Source organism: Novosphingobium rhizosphaerae (assembly GCF_050920675.1).
GTDB lineage: Bacteria > Pseudomonadota > Alphaproteobacteria > Sphingomonadales > Sphingomonadaceae > Novosphingobium > Novosphingobium rhizosphaerae.
The window spans coordinates 1,764,343-1,783,164 of sequence record NZ_CP137861.1 but is presented as its reverse complement, the minus strand read 5'-3'; the positions used below and the strand labels follow the sequence as shown (position 1 = coordinate 1,783,164).

The 18,822-nt window shown below is 67.6% G+C and carries 18 protein-coding genes; 12 read left to right on the top strand and 6 right to left on the bottom strand.

Translation table 11 applies throughout. The features are described from left to right. Positions 1–32: 32 nt before the first annotated feature. Positions 33–935 (bottom strand): LysR family transcriptional regulator, encoded by a 903-nt coding sequence (locus R9J51_RS08135; protein ID WP_168554084.1) that lies wholly within the window; start codon positions 933–935, stop codon positions 33–35. A gap of 125 nt (positions 936–1,060) precedes the next feature. On the opposite strand from R9J51_RS08135, the gene R9J51_RS08130 reads away from it, so the two are divergent. From R9J51_RS08130 to R9J51_RS08100, 7 genes are read left to right on the top strand one after another with little or no spacing between them, the layout of a single operon-like run. After that, positions 1,061–1,483: an organic hydroperoxide resistance protein gene (locus R9J51_RS08130; RefSeq protein WP_168554083.1), complete on the top strand. Its 423-nt coding sequence runs from the start codon at positions 1,061–1,063 to the stop codon at positions 1,481–1,483. Positions 1,484–1,518: 35 nt separating this feature from the next. Beyond that, positions 1,519–2,202, top strand: coding sequence for a type 1 glutamine amidotransferase domain-containing protein (locus R9J51_RS08125; protein ID WP_179506367.1), 684 nt, complete (start codon positions 1,519–1,521; stop codon positions 2,200–2,202). Positions 2,203–2,221: 19 nt separating this feature from the next. Further along, a complete protein-coding gene (locus R9J51_RS08120; RefSeq protein ID WP_179506366.1) occupies positions 2,222–4,315 on the top strand; it encodes an FUSC family protein in 2,094 nt (697 codons plus the stop codon). Further along, positions 4,312–4,545, top strand: coding sequence for a DUF1656 domain-containing protein (locus R9J51_RS08115; protein ID WP_248290226.1), 234 nt, complete (start codon positions 4,312–4,314; stop codon positions 4,543–4,545). The genes R9J51_RS08120 and R9J51_RS08115 overlap by 4 nt, the downstream gene beginning before the upstream one ends. Then, positions 4,545–5,498 (top strand): efflux RND transporter periplasmic adaptor subunit, encoded by a 954-nt coding sequence (locus R9J51_RS08110; protein ID WP_168554080.1) that lies wholly within the window; start codon positions 4,545–4,547, stop codon positions 5,496–5,498. Before R9J51_RS08115 ends, R9J51_RS08110 begins: the two co-directional genes overlap by 1 nt. Next, positions 5,495–6,901: an efflux transporter outer membrane subunit gene (locus tag R9J51_RS08105; protein ID WP_179506365.1), complete on the top strand. Its 1,407-nt coding sequence runs from the start codon at positions 5,495–5,497 to the stop codon at positions 6,899–6,901. The genes R9J51_RS08110 and R9J51_RS08105 overlap by 4 nt, the downstream gene beginning before the upstream one ends. Positions 6,902–6,954: 53 nt before the next feature. Continuing rightward, on the top strand, positions 6,955–7,266 hold the full coding sequence (locus tag R9J51_RS08100) for a GIY-YIG nuclease family protein (protein ID WP_179506364.1): 312 nt from the start codon (positions 6,955–6,957) through the stop codon (positions 7,264–7,266). A gap of 174 nt (positions 7,267–7,440) precedes the next feature. Here R9J51_RS08100 and R9J51_RS08095 read toward each other — a convergent pair whose 3' ends face one another. From R9J51_RS08095 to R9J51_RS08075, 5 genes are all read right to left on the bottom strand, one after another. Then, positions 7,441–9,555, bottom strand: a complete 2,115-nt coding sequence (locus R9J51_RS08095) for a molybdopterin cofactor-binding domain-containing protein (RefSeq protein ID WP_179506363.1) — start codon at positions 9,553–9,555, stop codon at positions 7,441–7,443. A gap of 11 nt (positions 9,556–9,566) precedes the next feature. Beyond that, entirely contained in the window at positions 9,567–10,031 is a 465-nt protein-coding gene (locus tag R9J51_RS08090) for a (2Fe-2S)-binding protein (RefSeq protein WP_168554077.1), read from the bottom strand. A gap of 35 nt (positions 10,032–10,066) precedes the next feature. After that, positions 10,067–10,429 carry a c-type cytochrome gene (locus tag R9J51_RS08085; RefSeq protein ID WP_246865845.1) on the bottom strand — a complete coding sequence of 121 codons (363 nt, stop codon included), beginning with the start codon at positions 10,427–10,429 and terminating at the stop codon, positions 10,067–10,069. Positions 10,430–10,606: 177 nt separating this feature from the next. Beyond that, positions 10,607–11,890, bottom strand: coding sequence for an NAD(P)/FAD-dependent oxidoreductase (locus R9J51_RS08080; RefSeq protein WP_179506362.1), 1,284 nt, complete (start codon positions 11,888–11,890; stop codon positions 10,607–10,609). Between the two features lie 11 nt (positions 11,891–11,901). Further along, entirely contained in the window at positions 11,902–13,242 is a 1,341-nt protein-coding gene (locus R9J51_RS08075) for a glutamine synthetase family protein (RefSeq protein WP_168554074.1), read from the bottom strand. Between the two features lie 189 nt (positions 13,243–13,431). Between R9J51_RS08075 and R9J51_RS08070 the strand changes: the two genes are divergently transcribed. The 5 genes from R9J51_RS08070 to R9J51_RS08050 all read left to right on the top strand — a co-directional run bounded on the left by R9J51_RS08070 (position 13,432) and on the right by R9J51_RS08050 (position 18,755). Beyond that, positions 13,432–14,940: an aldehyde dehydrogenase gene (locus R9J51_RS08070; RefSeq protein ID WP_168554073.1), complete on the top strand. Its 1,509-nt coding sequence runs from the start codon at positions 13,432–13,434 to the stop codon at positions 14,938–14,940. Next, complete coding sequence (locus R9J51_RS08065) at positions 14,937–15,659, top strand: gamma-glutamyl-gamma-aminobutyrate hydrolase family protein (protein ID WP_168554072.1); 723 nt, start codon at positions 14,937–14,939, stop codon at positions 15,657–15,659. Before R9J51_RS08070 ends, R9J51_RS08065 begins: the two co-directional genes overlap by 4 nt. A gap of 249 nt (positions 15,660–15,908) precedes the next feature. Next, the gene (locus R9J51_RS08060) at positions 15,909–16,778 is read left to right on the top strand and encodes an ABC transporter permease (RefSeq protein ID WP_179506361.1); all 870 of its coding nucleotides are present in this window, start codon (positions 15,909–15,911) and stop codon (positions 16,776–16,778) included. Continuing rightward, a complete protein-coding gene (locus R9J51_RS08055; RefSeq protein ID WP_179506360.1) occupies positions 16,778–17,620 on the top strand; it encodes an ABC transporter permease in 843 nt (280 codons plus the stop codon). The genes R9J51_RS08060 and R9J51_RS08055 overlap by 1 nt, the downstream gene beginning before the upstream one ends. A 19-nt stretch (positions 17,621–17,639) precedes the next feature. After that, positions 17,640–18,755, top strand: a complete 1,116-nt coding sequence (locus tag R9J51_RS08050) for an ABC transporter ATP-binding protein (RefSeq protein ID WP_168554069.1) — start codon at positions 17,640–17,642, stop codon at positions 18,753–18,755. Positions 18,756–18,822: the final 67 nt, after the last annotated feature.

The window sequence follows — 18,822 nt, the reverse complement described above, 5'->3', positions numbered from 1 at the left end:
TCATGACCTATTCATCGGCCAAGGCAAGCCACTTATCGCTGGTACAGCCGCCAGATCAGCGCGTGGCGCACATGGGCCACGCGCGGCTGGCGCAGCGCGGCGGGGGACCACAGCAGGTGATAGCTCAGATGGTCCTGCTCGGCCGCCGTGCCGGGAATTTCCATCAGGTCCCCGGCATCGAGATGATCGCGGCACAGGTATTCGGGCAAGACCGTCCAACCATGCCCGCCGCTCAACAGCCCGCGCAAGCTGCGCACGTCAAGGCCCACCATCGCCGGCGTGGTGAGTTCGGGATTGAGGCCATTGTGCCGCAACCAGTTGTCGATCAACGGATAATCGAGCCCGTACGAGAGCAGCGGCAGCCCTGCCAGGAAAGTCGCCAGGTCGCTGCCCGCCGCAATCGCGGTGCGCAGGCGCTCCACCACGGCGGGCGCTGCCACGGCGCGGGTCGCCTCGTCGCGCAAGTGTTCGCCGCGCAGGCGCCGGTCCGCGGCGGGAAAGCCCGAAACGCCAAGGTCTGCCTCGCCATGGATCAGCATCCGCTCGATCTCGCCCCGCGTGCCACCGTGCAGGCGCACGCGAATACCGCTTTCCAGCAGGGCGCCCAATTGCGGCGCCACCACTTCCGAGAGGAAATCGGGATGCCCCACGATCTGGATCGATCCGGCCAGGTGCGCCGAACGCGCGCGCGCCTGCGCCAATGCGGCTTCGGCCTGGTCCAGCCGGTCGCCGATATCGGATGCCAGTTCGTCCGCCGTGCCGGTGGGCACCACGCCGCGTCCGTGCCGCTCGAACAAGGGCCGGCCGATAGTCTCCTCCAGGCTGGCGATCTGCTGGGAAATGGCCGGCTGGGTCAGCCCCAGGTTGCGCGCCGCCGTGGTGAACGATCGCTGGCGATAGACTTCGACAAAGGCGCGCAGGCGGTTGAGCGACATGGCGCCATCCATAAGCAAATTTATGGCTGTTGGCCACACCGCTTGTTGGCGCGGCCCGGACCGTGCGCCTAGATGCCCTCTGGCCACGCTCGATGCCCTCCGCCAAGCCTTTCAGGAACCCGCCCATGCTCACCGATTGCCTTTACCAGGCCAGTGCCACCGCCACCGGCGGGCGCGAAGGCCAGGCTTCGACCAGCGACGGATCGCTGCATGTCTGGCTCGACTTGCCGGCCGAACTGGGCGGGCGGGGCCACGGCAACAATCCCGAACAGCTCTTTGCCACAGGCTATGCCGCGTGTTTTCTCAGCACGATGAAAACCCTTAAGAACCAGGGACATGCGCTACCACCGAGCGATGCCCGCGTCACGGCCACGGTCGGGCTTGGCCCCCGCCCCGAAGGCGGTTTCGGCCTGGCGATCACGCTTTTGGTCTCCTTGCCGGGCATGGATCCAAATCGCGCCCAGGCGTTGATGGAGGCCGCCCACGGCGCCTGCCCTTATAGCCGGGCGATCGCGGGCAATGTCCCTGTTCACCTTTCCTTGGCATGATCGCATTCGCCGATCGGCCGATCCGGAGCACGTCCATGAAGATTCTTATGGTCCTCACCTCGCATAGCGATCTTGGCAGCACCGGGCACAAGACCGGCTTCTGGCTGGAGGAATTCGCGGCGCCCTATTACGTCTTCCGCGACGCGGGCGCGCAACTCGTCCTTGCCTCGCCCGCCGGCGGCCAGCCGCCGCTCGATCCGCGCAGCGACGAACCCGATGCACAGACCCAAGCCACCGCCCGCTTCCGCGCCGATCCAGCCGCACAGGCCGCGCTTGCCCACACCCGGCCGCTGGCCGATGTCGATCCCGCCGATTTCGATGCCGTGTTCTATCCCGGCGGCCACGGCCCGCTGTGGGATCTGGCCGAAAGCGCGGTATCGATCGACCTGATCGAAGCATTCGATCGCGCCGGCAAGCCGCTTGGCCTGGTGTGCCACGCCCCGGGCGTGCTGCGCCATGTCAAGCGCGCCGATGGCCGCCCGATCGTGGCCGGCCGCCCGGTCACCGGTTTTTCCAACAGCGAGGAAGCCGCTGTCGGCCTCACCGATGTGGTGCCGTTCCTGATCGAGGATGAGTTCAAGGCCCAGGGCGGCGATTATCGCAAGGGGCCGGACTGGGGCGTGTTCACCCTCGAAGACGGCAACCTCGTCACCGGGCAGAACCCGGCCAGTTCCGAAGCGGTGGCGCGCATCCTGCTGCGCCAGTTGCAAGCGGCCTGAACGAAAGCAGCCCGATCCCATGTCCCTCGTTCCCACACGCTGGCTCGCGCCGATGCTGTTCTCGGTGAAAACCGTATCGGCCGGGTTCCTTGCCCTGTGGATCGGGCTGTGGGTCGGGCTGCCCATGCCGTTCTGGGCGATGACCACCGCGTTCATCGTCTCCAACCCGCTCGCCGGGGCCACCCGCTCCAAGGCGATCTACCGCGTGATCGGCACGTTCCTGGGCGCAGTCTTTGCCGTGGCGGTGGTGCCGGTGCTGGTCGATACGCCGATGGTGCTTTCCAGCGTCCTGGCGCTGTGGGTGGGCGCGTGCCTCACCGTCTCGCTGCTCGATCGCTCGGCGCGGTCCTACACCCTGATGCTGGCGGGCTATACCGCGGCGATCATTGCCTTTCCTTCGGTCAATCATCCCGAAGCCGTGTTCGACACCGGCGTTGCCCGCGTCACCGAAATCACCCTGGGCATCGTGGCCGCCACGCTTACCCACAGCCTGTTCCTGCCGCAATCGGTGGCCGTGCCGCTGGGTGCGCGCCTGGAACGCTGGCTGGGCGACGCGCAAGCCTGGCTGGCCGATTGCGTGCGCGAAAGCGGCCCCCCGCGCCAATCCGTGCGCGAGCAGCAGCAATTGGCGGTCGACGTGGTCGATTGCGCGCTGATGGCCATTCACGTGCCCTATGATACCTCGCACTGGCGCGAAGCGACCGGCACCCTGCGCGCGCTGCTCGAACGCATGATCCTGTTGCTGCCGCTGCTTTCGGGCCTGGCGGATCGGCGCAGCGCCATCGCCACCGAAGATCATGATGGCGAACCCTGCCTCGATCCCGATCTGGCCGCCGCGCAGACCGCCACCCGCGCCTGGATCGCGGCTGGCTGCCCCGCGCACGATCGCCCCGCGATTGCCGTGCCCGAAAGCGTGCGCCCCGCCGTGTGGCACGATCTGCTCGCCACCAGCTATCGCGTGCGTCTCGCGCAAGTGGTCACGCTGCTGGCCGATTGCCGCCAGGCACTCGATCACTTGCGCGATCCGCACCTGCCTCTGCCGGCCTCGTTGCGCAGCCCGCGCGCCGCGCTGCGCCTGCACCAGGATCTGGGCCATGCGCTGATGGCCGGCCTTGCCGCCACCGTGGCGGTGATCGCCTGCTGCGCGCTGTGGATTTATTCCGGCTGGGCCGATGGCGCCGGCGCGGCGGCGATGACAGCGGTGTTCTGCTGCCTGTTTGCCGCGATGGACAATCCGATCCCGGTGATCCTGCGCTTTGGCGTGGCGATCTGTGCGGGGGTGCCGCTCGCGGGCATCTATCTGTTCGGCGTGCTGCCCTATGTCAGCGATTTTGCCGCGATGGCGTTGGTCATGGCGCCGCCGCTGCTGCTGATTGCCGCATTCATTCCCCATCCTCGCCTGGGCGGCCAGGCCACCGCCATGGCCATGGGCTTTTGCAGCGCGCTGGCTATCCAGGAAAGTTTCCACCCCGATTTCGAGCGGTTCGTGAACAGCAACATCGGCCAGGTCCTGGCCGTCGTGCTGGCCGCCGGGTTCACCGCCGGCTTGCGCAACCTGGGCACCGACGTGGCGATCACGCGGCTGCTGCGCGCGCTGCAGCGCGATCTGGTGCGCCTGTCCACCACGGGCAGCCCGCCCGATCCAGGCCTGGCGCTCGCCCGCGTGATCGACCAGACGGCGCTGCTCACCCAGCGGTTGGGCGCCGATACCACCGGTGCGCTGGCTGCGCAGGCCGCCTTGCGCGAAGTGCGCCTGGCGATCAACCTGGTGGCGATCCAGCACGCCCGCGCGGCCGCGCCGCTGCACCAGCAACGCGCGCTATCCAGCCTGCTGCGCGAAGCGGCGCGTTACTTCCGCGCGTGGCGGCCCGATGGAACACCGCCGCCCGACGCCCGCCTGCAGCACCGCATCGATCGCGCCCTGCGCCTGATCCTCAAGGATAACGCGGCCGTCACGCCGCCGCCCTTGCCGTTCGGCCACCCCGACGCGCCCGATGCGCCCCACGCCATCGCCGCGCTGATCGCGTTGCGCCGCAATCTTTTCCCCAACAGCCCAGGCCCGGCCCTGCCGGCCCCAGGAAACTTTATCCCCGTGGTGGAGCCATCGGCATGAACGCCCCGCACCCCGCCTTTTCCGAATACATGTTCGGCGAAGTCTTCGTGGCTTCCGCGCCGGTCACGGCCACGGTGGCGCTGATCCTGGCGCTGATCGTGCACCGCGTGCTGGTGGCCCTGCGTTTCTATCGCTGGGTCTGGCACCCGGTCCTGTTCGATACTGCCATGTTCGTGGCGTTCTGGGCGCTGCTTGTGCGCTTTCCCCAGTTGATCAATGGATGGCTCTGATGTCGCTGCTTGCTTCCCCCGCTTTTCGCAAGACCGTGCAGATCGGTGTCACTGGCGCGATCCTCGTCGTCGCCGCCATCGGCGCCCGCAATCTCTGGCTGCATTACCAGGCCGATCCCTGGACCCGCGATGGCCGCGTGCGCGCCGATGTGGTGCAGGTGGCGCCCGATGTGCAGGGCCTGGTCACCCGCGTGGCCGTGGCCAACGACCAGCCGGTGCACAAGGGTGACGTGCTGTTCCAGATCGACACCGCCCGCTATGCCCTCGCCGTGCGCGAGGCCGAAGACGCGATTGCCCAGGCCGATGCCGGCATCACCCGCGCCCGCGTTGCCCTGGCCGAAGCCCGGCGCGAGGCGGCGCGCAACCGTGGCCTGGGTGACCTGGTGCCGCTGGAAGTGACCCAGCAAAGCGAAACCAAGGTTGCCGATGCCCAGGCCCAGCTCGCCACCGCGCAAGTCATGCGCGAAAACGCCTTGAGCCAGCGCGAACTGGCCCGGCTCAACCTGTCGCGCACCACCGTGCGCGCTTCGGTCGATGGCACGATTTCCGACCAGACACTGCGGCCTGGCAACTATGTCGCGCCGGGTAAGGCGGTCATGGCCTTGGTCGATAGCAGCAGCTTGCGCATCGAAGGCTATTTCGAGGAAACCAAGCTGGCCCATGTGCATGTGGGCCAGGTGGCCACGGTGCGCCTGATGGGCGAGGATCGCCTGCTCAAGGGCCATGTCACCTCGATCGCCATGGCCATCGAGGATCACGATCGCACCGGCAGCGCCAGCATGCTGCCCTCGATCAACCCAAGCTTTTCCTGGGTGCGCCTGCCCCAGCGCGTGCCGGTGCGCATCGCGCTGGATGAACGCCCCGCCGATGTCGCGCTGATCGCCGGGCGCACCGCCTCGGTCACGCTGGCGCCCGATGACCGGCCCAATGATCGGAAGGAGCACGCCCGGTGAAGCGCACACTGCTGATCGGTGCCGGTCTGCTCGCGCTGTCCGGGTGCAAGGCGGTGGGGCCGGATTACCACCTGCCGCAAGATGCCGCGATCCAGCGCCCCGCGGCGCAGGGTGCGTTCCAGTCTGCCCCGGCGGCGCTGACCACCGCCGATCCCCTGCCGGCGCGTTGGTGGCATCTCTATGATGATCCCGTGCTCGATGGGCTGGAGGAACAGGCGCTGGCCGCCAACACCGACTTGCGCGTGGCCGCCGCCAACCTGGCGCGCGCCCGCGCTGTCACGGCTGTCGCCGAAGGCGGCAAGGAACCCGATTTCAGCGTTTCGGCCGGGGCCCAGCACGCCCGCCTTTCGGGCGAATCCTATCTTCAGGAAGAGCAATTGCCGGTGGCCAACATTAGCGATGTCGGCGCGGAAATGAGCTACCAGGTCGATCTGTTCGGCCGCATCCGCCGCCAGATCGAGGCCGCCCGCGCCGACGAAGAGGCCCTTGCCGCCACGCAGGATGCGGTGAAAGTCACCGTCGCGGCCGATGTGGCGCGCGCCTATGTCGGCGTCTGCGCCGCGCACGAGGCCGAGGATCTGGCCCAGCGCGCGATCACCCTGCAAGGCCACCTGGTCGATATCAACCGCCGCCTGGTCGCTGCCGGGCGCAGCGCCACGCCCGATGTCACCGCCGCGCAAGGCCGCCTCGCCCAGGCCCAGGCCCTGCTGCCCACCTATCGCGCCGCCGCGCGCGCCGCGCTCTATCGCCTCGCCGCGCTCACCGGCAAAGTGCCGGCGGATTACCCGCGCGAGGCGGAAAGCTGCCGCGCCGTGCCCGAACTGCGCGTGCCCCTGCCGGTGGGCGATGGCGCCGCACTGCTGCGCCGCCGCCCCGATGTGCGCGCCGCCGAACGCCAGCTGGCCGGTGCCACCGCGCGCATCGGCGTGGCCACGGCCGATCTCTACCCTTCCATCGGCATTGGCCTCTCGGGCGGGTCCACCGGCTTTGTCAAAGACCTCGGCCTGCCCGCGGCCAATCGCTGGTCGATTGGCGGCCTGCTGCACTGGACGATCCCCGGCGCCGGGGCCCGCGCGCGGGTCAAGGCTGCCGATGCCAATGCCGACGCCGCGCTCGCCCATTTCGACGGCGTGGTGCTGGGTGCCTTGCGCGAAACCGAAACGGCGCTCGCCACGTACGCCGAAAACCACGATCGCCACGCCGCGCTGGACGAGGCGCTGGCATCCGCCCGCACCCAGGCCGACCAGGCCCGCCGCCTGCGCGAGGCCGGCCGCGCCGCGATCACCACCGACATCGGCGGTCGCCAGGGCGTGATCGGCGCGCAAGCCGCCGTGCTCAATTCGCGCGCGGAAATCGCCAACGACCAGATCAACCTGTTCCTGGCCCTGGGTGGGGGTTGGTGAATTGCCCCACCTTCGTCATTCCCGCGCAGGCGGGAATCCAGTAGCACCCAGGCATGAAGGATGACTTCGCCCCAGCGGTTTACATTCTTGCGTCAGCCCGAAACGGCACTTTGTATGTGGGCACCACGTCAAACCTTATCCGCCGCGTGGCGCAGCATCGCGCTGACCACTTCGATGGCTTCAGCTCCCGCTACGGAACCAAGACGCTCGTCTGGTTCGAAATGCATGCGACGATGGAACAGGCGATTTTGCGCGAGAAGCGGATCAAGAAATGGAACCGCGCGTGGAAGCTCAAACTGATCGAGGAAGCCAATTCAGCGTGGCGCGACCTCGCCACCGATCTGGGATTCGACGCGTTGCGCTGACTGGATTCCCGCCTGCGCGGGAATGACGAAGTTTATCGAACGGAGGGCAGGAACGGTTCTGTTGCATGCTCCCAAGCCGCAACTTTCCCTTCGTCATTCCCGCGCAGGCGGGAATCTAGTTCCCACGGCCAATGGCTGAGCCAGCCGGCTCTGGCCCTACGCCGGCGTGTCAGTTCAAACCGCCTCGAACCCCGCCTGCAACGGCACCTGGCGTATGCGCTTGCCCGTGGCGGCAAAGATTGCGTTGGCCACCGCCGGCGCGATCACGGCCGCGGGCGGTTCGCCCATGCCGCCCGGCGCATTGTCCGTCGGCATCACGTGGGTGATCACGCGTGGCGCCTCGTTCATGCGCAAGGGGCGCACATCGTGATAGTTGGACTGGGCAATGCGCCCCTTGTCCAGCGTCACCCCGCCATAGAGCGCGGCGGACAGGGCAAAGGTCACGCCGCCCTCGATCTGCGCTTTCACGCCCAGCGGATTTACCGCCGGTCCGCAATCGACCGCCACGGTCACCTGCGGCACGGCAATCTGCTTGTCCGCGCCCACTTTGACATGGGCCACCGCCGCCAGGCACGTATCCCAGATGTGCAGCACGGCCAGTCCCAGCCCTTCGCCCTTGGGCAGGGCCTTGCCCCAGCCGGCCTCTGTCGCCGCCTTTTGCAACACAGCCCGCGCGCGCGGATCGGTGATCTGCGCCAGGCGCCAGGCCAGCGGGTCCTGCCCCGCCGCCAGTGCCAGTTCGTCGGCAAAGCTTTCGATCACGAAGGTGTTGCGCAGGCCGCCCACGCCGCGCCACCAGCCGGTGGGCATCGGGCTTTCCGATTGACGGAAGGTGACCAGTTGCGCCTGCGCGGCATAGAGCGGGGCCAGCGCGCCATCCACGGCATCGTCGTCCACGCCGTTGAACTTCTCGCCCAGCAGACGCGCCATCACCGAAGAGCCGGCGATGCGGTGTTCCCAGGCCAGGACCTTGCCGCCCTTGTCCAGGCTGGCACTGATGCGATCGGCATAGGCCGGGCGCACCACATCGTGCTGGATGTCTTCCTCGCGCGTCCACACCAGCTTCACCGGATAGGGCACTTTGGCCGCCAGGCTCACGGTGCGTTCCACCATGTCGGTTTCCAGCCGCCGGCCAAAGCCGCCGCCCATCAGGAAGTTGTGCAGCCGCACTTTGTCTTCGGCCAGGCCCAGCACGCGGGCCGCAGCGGCGCGCGCGTCGCTCGGCACTTGCGTGCCGGTCCATACTTGCGCGCCCTGCGGGGTGACGTGGGCGGTGCAATTGCCCGGCTCCATCGTGGCGTGGGCCAGGAACGGCTGATGATAGACCGCTTCCACCGTCTTGGCGGCGCCGGCGCGCGCGGCGGCCAGATCGCCCTGGGTCTTGGCCGTCACGCCGGGCTTGGCCACGGCCGCGTCGAGCGCAGCCACGACCTGCGCCTGGCTCACGCCGGCGTTGGCGCCTTCGTTCCAGGTGGGTGCGGCCGCTTCCAGGCCCTTCTTCGCCGTCCACAGGCTGTCTGCCGTCACGAACAGGCAATCGTCCAGCGCGATCACGTCGGCCACGCCCGGCACGGCCTTGGCGGCAGCGGCATTGTGGCTGGCCAGCTTGCCTCCGAACACCGGCGATTGTGCCAGCGTGGCAACTTTCATGCCCGGCAGCGTCACGTCGATGCCGAACAGGGCCTTGCCCCGCACTTTGTCGGCCGAATCGAGACGCTTGGTGTCCTTGCCGATCACCCGCCAGGCGGCTGCCGGTTTGGGCGTCGCATCGGTAGGCACATGGGCGGCGGCATCGGCCACCAGCGCGGAAAACGGCAGGCGCTTGCCCGATGCGGGGTTTACCACCGCGCCATCGGCCAGAGTCAGCCCGTCAGGCATCACTTTCCACGCCCTGGCCGCGGCATCGACCAGCGCCGCACGCGCATTGGCCGCGGCCTGGCGCAGCGGTTTCCACAACTCGCGGATCGAGGTGGAACCGCCCGTGCCGGTGTCGATCGGCGCAAACCGGGCCTTGTCCGCCTCGGGAATCGAAACTTTCACCGCGCTGGGCGCCAGGCCCAGCTCTTCGGCCACCAGCATGGTCAGCGCGGTCATAATGCCCTGGCCCATTTCGGTCTTGGGCAGGGCAAGCGAGACGGCACCATCGGGCAGCACCGCCAGATAGCCATTGGCCGAAAGCTGCGTCGGCGCGGCCGACAGCGCACGGTGCAACGGCACGACCAGCGCGCCCGCCAGCACGGCAGAGCCGGCCAGGAAACCGCGGCGCGAGGTGGCGGCAGATACGGTCATCGTCTTCCCCCTCACGCCGGAAGCGTATCGGCGGCGCGATGGATCGCGGCGCGGATACGGTTATAGGTGCCACAGCGGCAGATATTCCCGCTCATCCCGGCGTCGATCGCGGCATCGTCGGGCTTGGGATTGGCCTTGAGCAGCGCAGCGGCCGCCACGATCTGCCCGGGTTGGCAATAGCCGCACTGGACCACGTCCAGCTCTTCCCAGGCCGCCGCCAGGGCCTGGCCCAGCGGTTGGCCGGTCAGGCCTTCCACCGTGGTCACGGCCTTGCCGGCCACGGCCGAAACCGGCGTCTGGCAGGCGAACAGGCGTTCGCCGTCTACCAGCACGCTGCACGCGCCGCACAAGCCCGCTCCGCATCCGAACTTCACGCCGGTTACCCCGGCGATGTCGCGCAGCGCCCACAGCAGTGGCATGTCGTCTGCCACGGCCAGCGTGCGTTGCTTACCATCGATCGTCAGCGAAACGGGCATATGCAGTGCTCCGGCCTGGAACCTGATCTAGGCGATCAGTGCAGGGTCTTGAGGTAGGCGATCACGTCGGCGCGCTTCTTGGCATCGGGAATGGCCACGACCATGCGCGTGCCCGGCACCAGCTTGCCCGGCGCGGTCAGGAACGCGTCCAGCGTCTTGGGGTCCCAGGTCTTGCCCGAATTCTTGAGCGCGGTGGAATAGGCAAACGGGGTGGAGCCGGCCTTGCGGCCCACCACGCCCCACAGGTTCGGCGCGGCAAAGCCCTTGGCGCCGGCGGTGTTCACATGGCACATCTGGCACTGCTGCTTGAACGTGGCGGCCCCGGCGCCGGCGTTCTGGGCATGGGCAGCAGGCGCCGTCACGCTTGCAGCCAGGCCGATCAGGGCAGAAACAAACATTGGGATACGACGCATTATCGATCGTCCTTCAGGTTTTGATCGCGAAAATCCCGGCACCGCCTGGCACCGGGATCGTAAACTGGGATCGAAGACTTGGCCGTTTCCGGCCGCTGCCAACGCCATGATTGTGCACGATCCGCTGGCAAAGGTCCATCGATTCAGGCAGCCCCGCGCGCCTCACACGCCCAGCCGATCGCGCAGCGTATACCACAGCGATCCCAGCGTGGAGAGCGGCGCGCGCAAGCGCTGGCCCCCGGGAAACGGCAGGTGCGGCAGATTGCCGAACACGTCGAAGCGCGCATGCTGCCCGCCGATCGCCTCGGCCAGCAGGCGGCCCAGCAACTGCGTGGTGGTCACGCCATGGCCACTGTCGCCGTGCGAATAATAGACGTTGGGTGACAGCCGGCCGATCTGCGGCATGCGGCTCAGCGTCATGGCAAAGGTGCCGCTCCACGCAAAGTCCAGCTTCACGTCCTTCAACTGCGGGAATGTCTTGACCAGGCCGGGGCGGATCTTGGCTTCCACGCTCGCCGGGTCCTGCCCGCCATAGACGATCCCGCCACCATAGAGCAGCCGCCCGTCTGCCGTGCGGCGGAAATAGTCGAGGATGTAGTTGGCATCCTCCACGCAGGCATCGCTGGGCAGAAGCTGCGCCGCCAGGTCGCCCAGCGGCTCGGTCGTGACGATCTGGCTCGACACGGGCATGATCTGCCCCGAAAGCCGCGGCATGGTCTTGCCCAGATAGGCATTGCCGCACACCACCAGCGTTTCGGCCACCACCTCGCCCTGCGCCGTCGTCACGCGCGGTCGCGGCCCGGCTTCGTCCACGCGCAACACCTGGCTGTGCTCGAACAGGCGCCCGCCCAGCGCCTCGAACGCGGCGGCTTCGCCCAGCAGGTAGTTGAGCGGGTGGAAATGGCCACGCAAGGGATCGAGAATGCCGCCGACATACCGGTCGCTCTGCACATGGGCGCGCAGCCCTTCGCGATCGAGCACCGCGATGGTCTTGTGGCCATGCGCGGCCCATACCTTGGCCTCTTCCTCCAGCCCGCGCATCTGCTTGGCCGTCAGCGCCACGCCCAGCCCGCCATCCACCAGGTCGCAGGCGATGCCATATTTGCCCACGCGTTCGCGGATGATGGCCGCGCCTTCCAGCGCCACTTTGCCAAGCTCGCGCGCCACGGCGGGCCCGTGCCGCGCCTCCAGCACATCCAGCCCGCGCGAATAGCCGTTGATCAGTTGCCCGCCGTTGCGGCCCGATGCGCCCCAGCCCACCCGCTCGCTTTCCAGCACGATCGTGTCGATGCCACGCTCGGCCAGTTCCAGCGCCACCGAAAGCCCGGTAAATCCGGCCCCGATCACGCAGACCGTGGCCCTGTGCGCCCCTTGCAGCACGGGCCGCTGCGGCGCGGGATTGGCGCTCGCGGCATACCAGGTGGGCATGCCGGCGTAGGAGGGCATAGCCTGCCCCATTACAGCAGGCCCAGGTAGGTGTCGTATTCGAACCGGTCGATCTGCGCCAGGAAGGCGGCGCGGTCCTGCTGCTTGCACGCCAGGAAGATATCGCGGAAGCGCGCGCCGAACATGCCCTCGGCCCGCGCCGAAGCGGCAAAGGCAGCTTGTGCCACGCCCCATTCCACCGGCAGCGGCGCGCCTGCGCCAGGGTGAAGCGGGTCTTGCGCGGGCGGCGGCATCACGCCTTCCTCGATCCCTTGCAGCATCGCGCCCAGCATCGCCGCCATGGCCACGTGCGGGTTCACGTCCGCCCCGGAAATGCGATGCTCGATCCGCGTCGCCTTGGCATCGCCCACGATCACCCGCACCGCGGCCGATCGGTCGTCGATGCCCCAACTGGCCGAAACCGGCGCATGGGCATCGGGGCGGAAACGGCGGAACGAATTGTAGTTGGGCGCGAAGGCCAGCATCGTTTCGGGCATCGCCGCCAAAAGCCCGGCCACGGCGTGCAGCAGCATATCGGCCGGGCCACCTTCGGGCCGGGCCAGCACGTTTTTGCCGGCGGCATCGTTGAGGCTGGCGTGGATATGCATCCCGCTGCCCGAACATTCGCCATAGGGCTTGGCCATGAACGTGGCGCCCAGGCCGTGGTGGGCGGCCAGCGCGCGCACGATCCGCTTCATCAGCACGGTATCGTCGGCCGCCGCCAGTGCATCGGCGCGGTGCAGCAGGTTCAGCTCATACTGGCCCGGCCCCGCCTCGCTGATCACGGCATCGGCCGGGATGCCCATGGCGTGGGCCAGGGCCATGATCTCGTCGAACAGCGCGGCATGGGCGGAAAGCGCGGTGGTCGAAAGCGTGTCGTTGCGGCGCAGGTTGCCATCGGGCGGCACCGGCACGCCGCCTTCCAGGCGATAGAGATAGAATTCCAGCTCCGTCGCCACCACCGGGGTCAGCCCGCGCGCGGCATAGCGGGCCAGCAGCGCGGTCAGCATGCCGCGCGGATCGGCCACCACCGGGCCGCCGTCCTTGTCCACCATGCCCAGGAACACTTGCGCGCTGTCCTCGCCCAGCCAGGGCGCCTTGCTCCAACGCCCCGGCACCGGCCAGCACAGCCCGTCCGGATCGCCCGTGCCGAACGCCAGGCCCGCGCCGGCCACATCGCAACCCCAGGCATCGAGCGCAAAGACCGACAGCGGCATCGGCAGGCCCTTGGCCGCCAGGGCCAACGCCTTGTCGCGCACCAGCCATTTGCCCTTGGGCGCGCCGTTCACGTCGGTGAGGAAAGCCTCCACCCGCGTGACTTCAGGATGAGCGGCGAGCCAGTCGGCAAAGGAGGATACGGTTTCTTGCGTCATGGTGTGATCACATATGAAAACCCGGCCTGCCTGTCCAGCCCGGATCGCACGGCCCGATCTGGCTTTTCCGGCCGATCCGGTCATTTTCCTGCCACGAAAGCCCCGGCTCGATGGGCCGAGCCACCTTGCGCGGCGCGCCACAATCACTATTAGTGATCACACATTGCAAAAGCCGGATCGACCATAGCCATGACCAGTGCGCCCCCCATCCTGCCCACCCGCCTGCCGGCCCACCACGTGATCGGCGGCGCCAGCGTGCCGGCCGCATCGGGCGCCACGCTCGACACCGTCAACCCCGGCACCGGCCAGGTGATCGGCACGCTGCCCGCCGGCGATGCCCAGGATGTGGACCGCGCCGTCGCCGCCGCCCGGGCCCGCTTCGAAAGCGGCCAGTGGCGCGACATGAAGCCGGCCCAGCGCAAGAAGCTGATGCTCACCCTGGCCGACAAACTGGAAGCGGCGGCGGAAGAATTCGCGGTGCTCGAAACCATCGATTCGGGCAAGCCGATCGGCGACACCCGCGGCGTCGACGTACCCCTGGCGCTGGGCACCTTGCGTTTCTATGCCGAAGCGGTGGACAAGATCCATGGCGAGGTCGGCCCCACCGGGCCCGACAAGTTCTCCTACGCCGTGCACGATCCGCTCGGCGTGATCGGCGCGATCGTGCCGTGGAACTTCCCGCTGCTGATGGCCATGTGGAAAATCGCCCCAGCCATCGCCATGGGCAATTCGATGGTGGTCAAGCCTTCGGAACTGTCCTCGCTCACCGCGCTGCGCTTTGCCGAACTGGCGCTGGAAGCCGGCATTCCCGATGGCGTGCTCAATGTCGTCACCGGCACCGGCCAGGATGCCGGCGCGGCCCTCGCACTGCACAACGACGTGGACATGATCACCTTCACCGGCTCGGGGCCGGTGGGCCGCCAGTTGATGCGCTATTCGGCCGACAGCAACCTGAAGCGCGTGAGCCTGGAACTGGGCGGCAAGAGCCCGCACATCGTCTTTGCCGATTGCCCCGATCTCGATCGCGCAGCCCAGGCCGCCGCCTGGGGCATCTTCTACAATGCCGGCCAGGTCTGTACCGCTGGCTCGCGCCTCCTGGTGCAGCGCTCGATCCACGCCGAATTCGTGGAGAAAGTGCTGGCCGTGGCCAAGACCATCCGCCCCGGCGATCCGCTCGATCCCGCCACGCAACTGGGCGCGGTGATCAGCGAAAGGCAGTTGGAAGGCGTGCTCACCCGCATTGCCCGCGCGCAGCAGGAAGGCGCCACGCTGCGCCTGGGCGGGGGCCGCGCGCGCAGCGAAAGCGGCGGCTTCTACCTTGATCCCACGGTGTTCGACGCGGTCAGCAACGCCAGCAGCCTGGCGCAGGAAGAAGTGTTCGGCCCGGTCCTGGCGGTGGTCCCGTTCGACACGCCCGAACAGGCACTGGCGCTGGCCAACGACACGCCATATGGCCTTGCTTCGGGTCTGTGGACCGGCTCGATCGACATTGCTCACGCCTTTGCCCGGCGCCTGCGGGCGGGCCTGGTCTGGGTCAACGGGTGGGACGCGTGCGACATCACGATGCCCTTTGGCGGGTTCAAGCAATCCGGCTTTGGCCGTGACCGCAGCCTCCATGCGCTTTACAAGTATGCCGACATGAAATCGGTCACCATCTCCACCCCTGCCTTGTCCTCGCTGGGCGTGCTGCCGGCATGACCCGCCCACTGCTCGGCGTGTCGTGCTGCCTGCGCCCGGGCGGGGCAGAGCCGGTGCACGGCGTGATCGACCGCTATCTGCGCGCGCCCGCCGCCCATGCCGATGCCGACGTGGTGCTGGTTCCGGCGCTGCCCGGCCTCACCGATTGGGCCGCGCTGGCCAGCCGGCTCGATGGGCTGCTGCTCACGGGCAGCCCCTCCAACATGGAGCCTTGGCGCTATGGCGCCAGCAGCGGGGACGGCCCGTTCGATCCCGCGCGCGATACCACCACGCTGGCGCTGGGCGATGCCATGCTGCGCGCGGGCAAGCCGGTCTTCGGCATCTGCCGGGGGTTTCAGGAATTGAACGTGGCCTTTGGCGGCACGTTGCAAACCCTGCCCACCGATGGCCCGGTTGCCCACCACGCGCCCGACGGGGTGAGCCTGGAAGCGATGTTTGCCGCCACGCATCCCGTCAGCCTCACCCCCGGCGGCATTCTCGCGTCCGCGCTGGGCGATACGATCACCGTCAACACCGTTCACTACCAGGGCGTGGCCACGCTCGGCCAGGGCCTTACCGTCGAAGCGATCGCGCCCGATGGGCTGGTAGAGGCATTTTCGGCGCAAGTGGGCAAGGCCCAGGTGCTCGCCGTGCAGTGGCACCCGGAATGGGATGCCGATACCAACCCGGCTTCGGCCTGGTTCTTCAACCGGCTGGGGCAAGTGCTGCGCGGTGGTTGACGAGGCCCTTGGCGCAGGGGCAGATTGGCCCCGTGGCACAGGAATGATTTGCGATTGACCGCGCCCGTGCTGGCGCATAAGTGTGATCGCAGATAACGGGGAAAACCCCGCAACGATATAAACAAGACGTCACGCAGGCAGGCATGTCCACACCACCGCTTCGGGCGCCGAACAGGCGGCGCCAGAGGCAACCTTTGGTCTTGCGCCGATGATTTTGGGGAAATTGCCACCGATGAGGATCTTGCCGCGATGAACAGCGCATCAAACAGCAGCAAGGGCGCGTTCCTGGCCGTGCTGAGCGCGCCGGCTGCCTGGATCACGCTGTTCTTCGTGGTGCCGCTCAGCGTGATCTGGGCCTACAGCTTTGGCCGCACCCTGGGGCTCACCGAAGTGGCCGTGACCGGCACGCTCGATAACTATGTGCGGGTGTTCGATCCGGTCTACCTGATGATCTTTGCCAAATCGCTGGTCTTTGCCGGGGTGACCACGGCGGTGTGCCTGGTGATCGGCTTTCCCTATGCCCTGGCGATGACCTTTGCCACCGACCGGGGCAAGATCCTGCTGCTGCTCGGCATCATGCTGCCGTTCTGGACCAACCTGCTGGTGCGCACTTATGCGCTCATGGCGGTGATGCGCACCGAGGGCTATATCAACGATGCCTTCGGCTTTATCGGCCTTGGCCCGTTCGAAATGCTGCACACCAATTTCGCGGTGATCGTGGGCCTGGTCTATGTCCACCTGCCCTTCATCATCCTGCCACTCTATTCCACGCTTGATCGCATGGACCGCTCGCTGATCGAGGCCAGCCTCGACCTGGGCGCCGGGCATATTGCCACGATCTTCAAGGTGATCGTGCCGATCGCCAAGCCGGGCATCCTCTCGGCGATCATGCTCACGTTCATTCCCGCGCTCGGCTCCTACCTTACTCCAGACCTTTTGGGCGGGCCCGACAGCCAGATGATCGCCAGCGTGATCGAGCGACAGTTCAAGCGCGCGAATGACTGGCCGTTTGGCGCCGCGCTCTCGTTCATGCTGATGTATCTCACGCTTCTGGCGATGGCCGTGCGCGCGATCCAGGATCGCCGCGCCACCCGCGCCCAACGCCACGGAGACGCCTGATGGCAAAACCGCTCGACGCAAAGCCCGGCCCGCTCGAATACGCCCGCCGCTGGCCGCTGCGCCTGTGGGTGGCGGCGGTCATCCTGTTCCTCTATGTGCCGCTGGCCAGCCTGGTGGTGTTCAGCTTCAACGACAGCCGCCGCACCATCCGCTGGGAGGGCTTCACCCTCGATTGGTACGGCACGATGTGGAACGATGCCGCGCTGATCGATGCCTTCACCAATTCGCTGACCATCGCGTTCATCTCGATGCTGTTCAGCGTGGTGCTCGGTGCGCTCACCGCCATTGCGCTGTGGCGCTTCCGCTTTCTCGGCAAGGGCCTGTTCGATGGCGCCGTGACGCTGCCGATCGTGGTGCCCGAAATCTGCATGGGCGTGGCGATGCTGGTGTTCTTCGGCCAGATCGTGCCCTGGCCGCGCGACCTGGTCTGGCCGTTTGACCTGGGCGCGATCATCATCGCGCATATCACCTTCAGCTTCCCCTTCGTCGCCGTGGTGGTCCGCGCGCGCCTGGCCAGCTTCAACCGCGAGATGGAAGAAGCCGCGCGCGACCTTGGCGCCAGCGAGTTGCGCGCGCTGTGGGACGTGCTGCTGCCCCACGTGCGCCCGGCGCTGATCTCGGGCGGATTGCTCGCCTTCACGCTCAGCCTCGACGATTTCGTGATCACGTTCTTCACTTCGGGGCCCAACACGGTGACGTTCCCGGTCAAGATCTATTCGATGGTGCGCTTCTCGGTCACGCCAGAGGTCAACGCCGCTTCCACCGTGCTGATGCTCATCACCATTGCGCTGACTGCCATCGGCATGAAGCTCCAGGGCCGCGACCTGGCGCAGGGCCACTGATTTCACACAGGAATTCCCCATGACCCAGCCTCTCATCCAATTCGAGAACGTGACCAAGCGGTTCGGCTCGTTCATCGCGGTGGACGATGTCAGCCTCGACATTCATCGCGGCGAATTCTTCTCGCTGCTTGGCCCCTCGGGCTGCGGCAAGACCACCTTGCTGCGCATGCTGGCGGGCCTTGAAACGCCCACCGAAGGGCGCATCCTGATCGACGGCGTGGACATGAGCACCACCCCGCCCAACCGGCGCCCGGTCAACATGGTGTTCCAGTCCTACGCCGTGTTCCCGCACCTGACCGTTGCCGAAAACGTCGCCTATGGCCTCAAGATCGACCGCGTCGCCAAGGACGAGCGCGAAGCCCGCGTGGCTGACGCCCTGCGCCTGGTGAAGCTCGATGAATTCGGCCATCGCAAGCCCGATCAGCTTTCGGGCGGCCAGCGCCAGCGCGTGGCCCTGGCCCGCGCCCTGGTGAAGAAGCCCAAGGTCTTGCTGCTCGACGAGCCGCTCTCGGCACTCGATGCCAAGCTGCGCGATGCGATGCGCGCCGAACTCGCGCAGATCCAGCACGATGTCGGCGTCACCTTCGTGATGGTCACCCACGACCAGGACGAGGCGCTGGCCATGGCCAGCCGCTGCGCGCTGATGAACCGCGGCCGGTTGCAGCAGGTGGCCGCACCGGGCGATCTCTATGAATATCCGGCCAACCGCTTCGTTGCGGACTTCATCGGCACGATCAACATGTTCGAAGGCCGCCTGAGCGTGGACGAACCCGACCATGCCGCCGTCACCGCGCCCGATCTGGCCGTGCCGATCTATGTCAGCCACGGCGTGACCGGCGCGCCCGATACCCCGGTGTGGGCCGGCATCCGCCCCGAGAAGATCGTGATGACGCCCACCAGCGAAGGCCGCCCGGCCGGGCCCGACGCCCTGCCCGATGCCAACGTGGTCGAGGGCACGATCGTCCGCTCGGCCTATCTGGGCAGCGAGACGCTCTATGACGTGGAAACCGCCAGCGGCGCCACGTTCAAGGTGGCCCGCGCCAATGGCGAACGCACCCTGGCGCCCAGCCTGCCCGTGGGCGAGCCGGTGTGGCTGAGTTGGACGCCGACCGCGCCGGTGGTGCTGCTGGGTTAGGCCCCCGGGCCAGCGGCAGGCTGGCGAAGGGGCCGGTCCTGCATTATCGTCGCGGCCAGACACGGGA

What these genes read in the sequence shown, in the direction of transcription:
- R9J51_RS08135 (WP_168554084.1), bottom strand. Translation starts at nt 935, where the DNA reads ATGTCGCTCAACCGCCTGCGCGCCTTTGTCGAAGTCTATCGCCAGCGA.
- R9J51_RS08130 (WP_168554083.1), top strand. Translation starts at nt 1,061, where the DNA reads ATGCTCACCGATTGCCTTTACCAGGCCAGTGCCACCGCCACCGGCGGG.
- R9J51_RS08125 (WP_179506367.1), top strand. Translation starts at nt 1,519, where the DNA reads ATGAAGATTCTTATGGTCCTCACCTCGCATAGCGATCTTGGCAGCACC.
- R9J51_RS08120 (WP_179506366.1), top strand. Translation starts at nt 2,222, where the DNA reads ATGTCCCTCGTTCCCACACGCTGGCTCGCGCCGATGCTGTTCTCGGTG.
- R9J51_RS08115 (WP_248290226.1), top strand. Translation starts at nt 4,312, where the DNA reads ATGAACGCCCCGCACCCCGCCTTTTCCGAATACATGTTCGGCGAAGTC.
- R9J51_RS08110 (WP_168554080.1), top strand. Translation starts at nt 4,545, where the DNA reads ATGTCGCTGCTTGCTTCCCCCGCTTTTCGCAAGACCGTGCAGATCGGT.
- R9J51_RS08100 (WP_179506364.1), top strand. Translation starts at nt 6,955, where the DNA reads ATGAAGGATGACTTCGCCCCAGCGGTTTACATTCTTGCGTCAGCCCGA.
- R9J51_RS08095 (WP_179506363.1), bottom strand. Translation starts at nt 9,555, where the DNA reads ATGACCGTATCTGCCGCCACCTCGCGCCGCGGTTTCCTGGCCGGCTCT.
- R9J51_RS08090 (WP_168554077.1), bottom strand. Translation starts at nt 10,031, where the DNA reads ATGCCCGTTTCGCTGACGATCGATGGTAAGCAACGCACGCTGGCCGTG.
- R9J51_RS08085 (WP_246865845.1), bottom strand. Translation starts at nt 10,429, where the DNA reads ATGTTTGTTTCTGCCCTGATCGGCCTGGCTGCAAGCGTGACGGCGCCT.
- R9J51_RS08080 (WP_179506362.1), bottom strand. Translation starts at nt 11,890, where the DNA reads ATGCCCTCCTACGCCGGCATGCCCACCTGGTATGCCGCGAGCGCCAAT.
- R9J51_RS08075 (WP_168554074.1), bottom strand. Translation starts at nt 13,242, where the DNA reads ATGACGCAAGAAACCGTATCCTCCTTTGCCGACTGGCTCGCCGCTCAT.
- R9J51_RS08070 (WP_168554073.1), top strand. Translation starts at nt 13,432, where the DNA reads ATGACCAGTGCGCCCCCCATCCTGCCCACCCGCCTGCCGGCCCACCAC.
- R9J51_RS08065 (WP_168554072.1), top strand. Translation starts at nt 14,937, where the DNA reads ATGACCCGCCCACTGCTCGGCGTGTCGTGCTGCCTGCGCCCGGGCGGG.
- R9J51_RS08060 (WP_179506361.1), top strand. Translation starts at nt 15,909, where the DNA reads ATGAACAGCGCATCAAACAGCAGCAAGGGCGCGTTCCTGGCCGTGCTG.
- R9J51_RS08055 (WP_179506360.1), top strand. Translation starts at nt 16,778, where the DNA reads ATGGCAAAACCGCTCGACGCAAAGCCCGGCCCGCTCGAATACGCCCGC.
- R9J51_RS08050 (WP_168554069.1), top strand. Translation starts at nt 17,640, where the DNA reads ATGACCCAGCCTCTCATCCAATTCGAGAACGTGACCAAGCGGTTCGGC.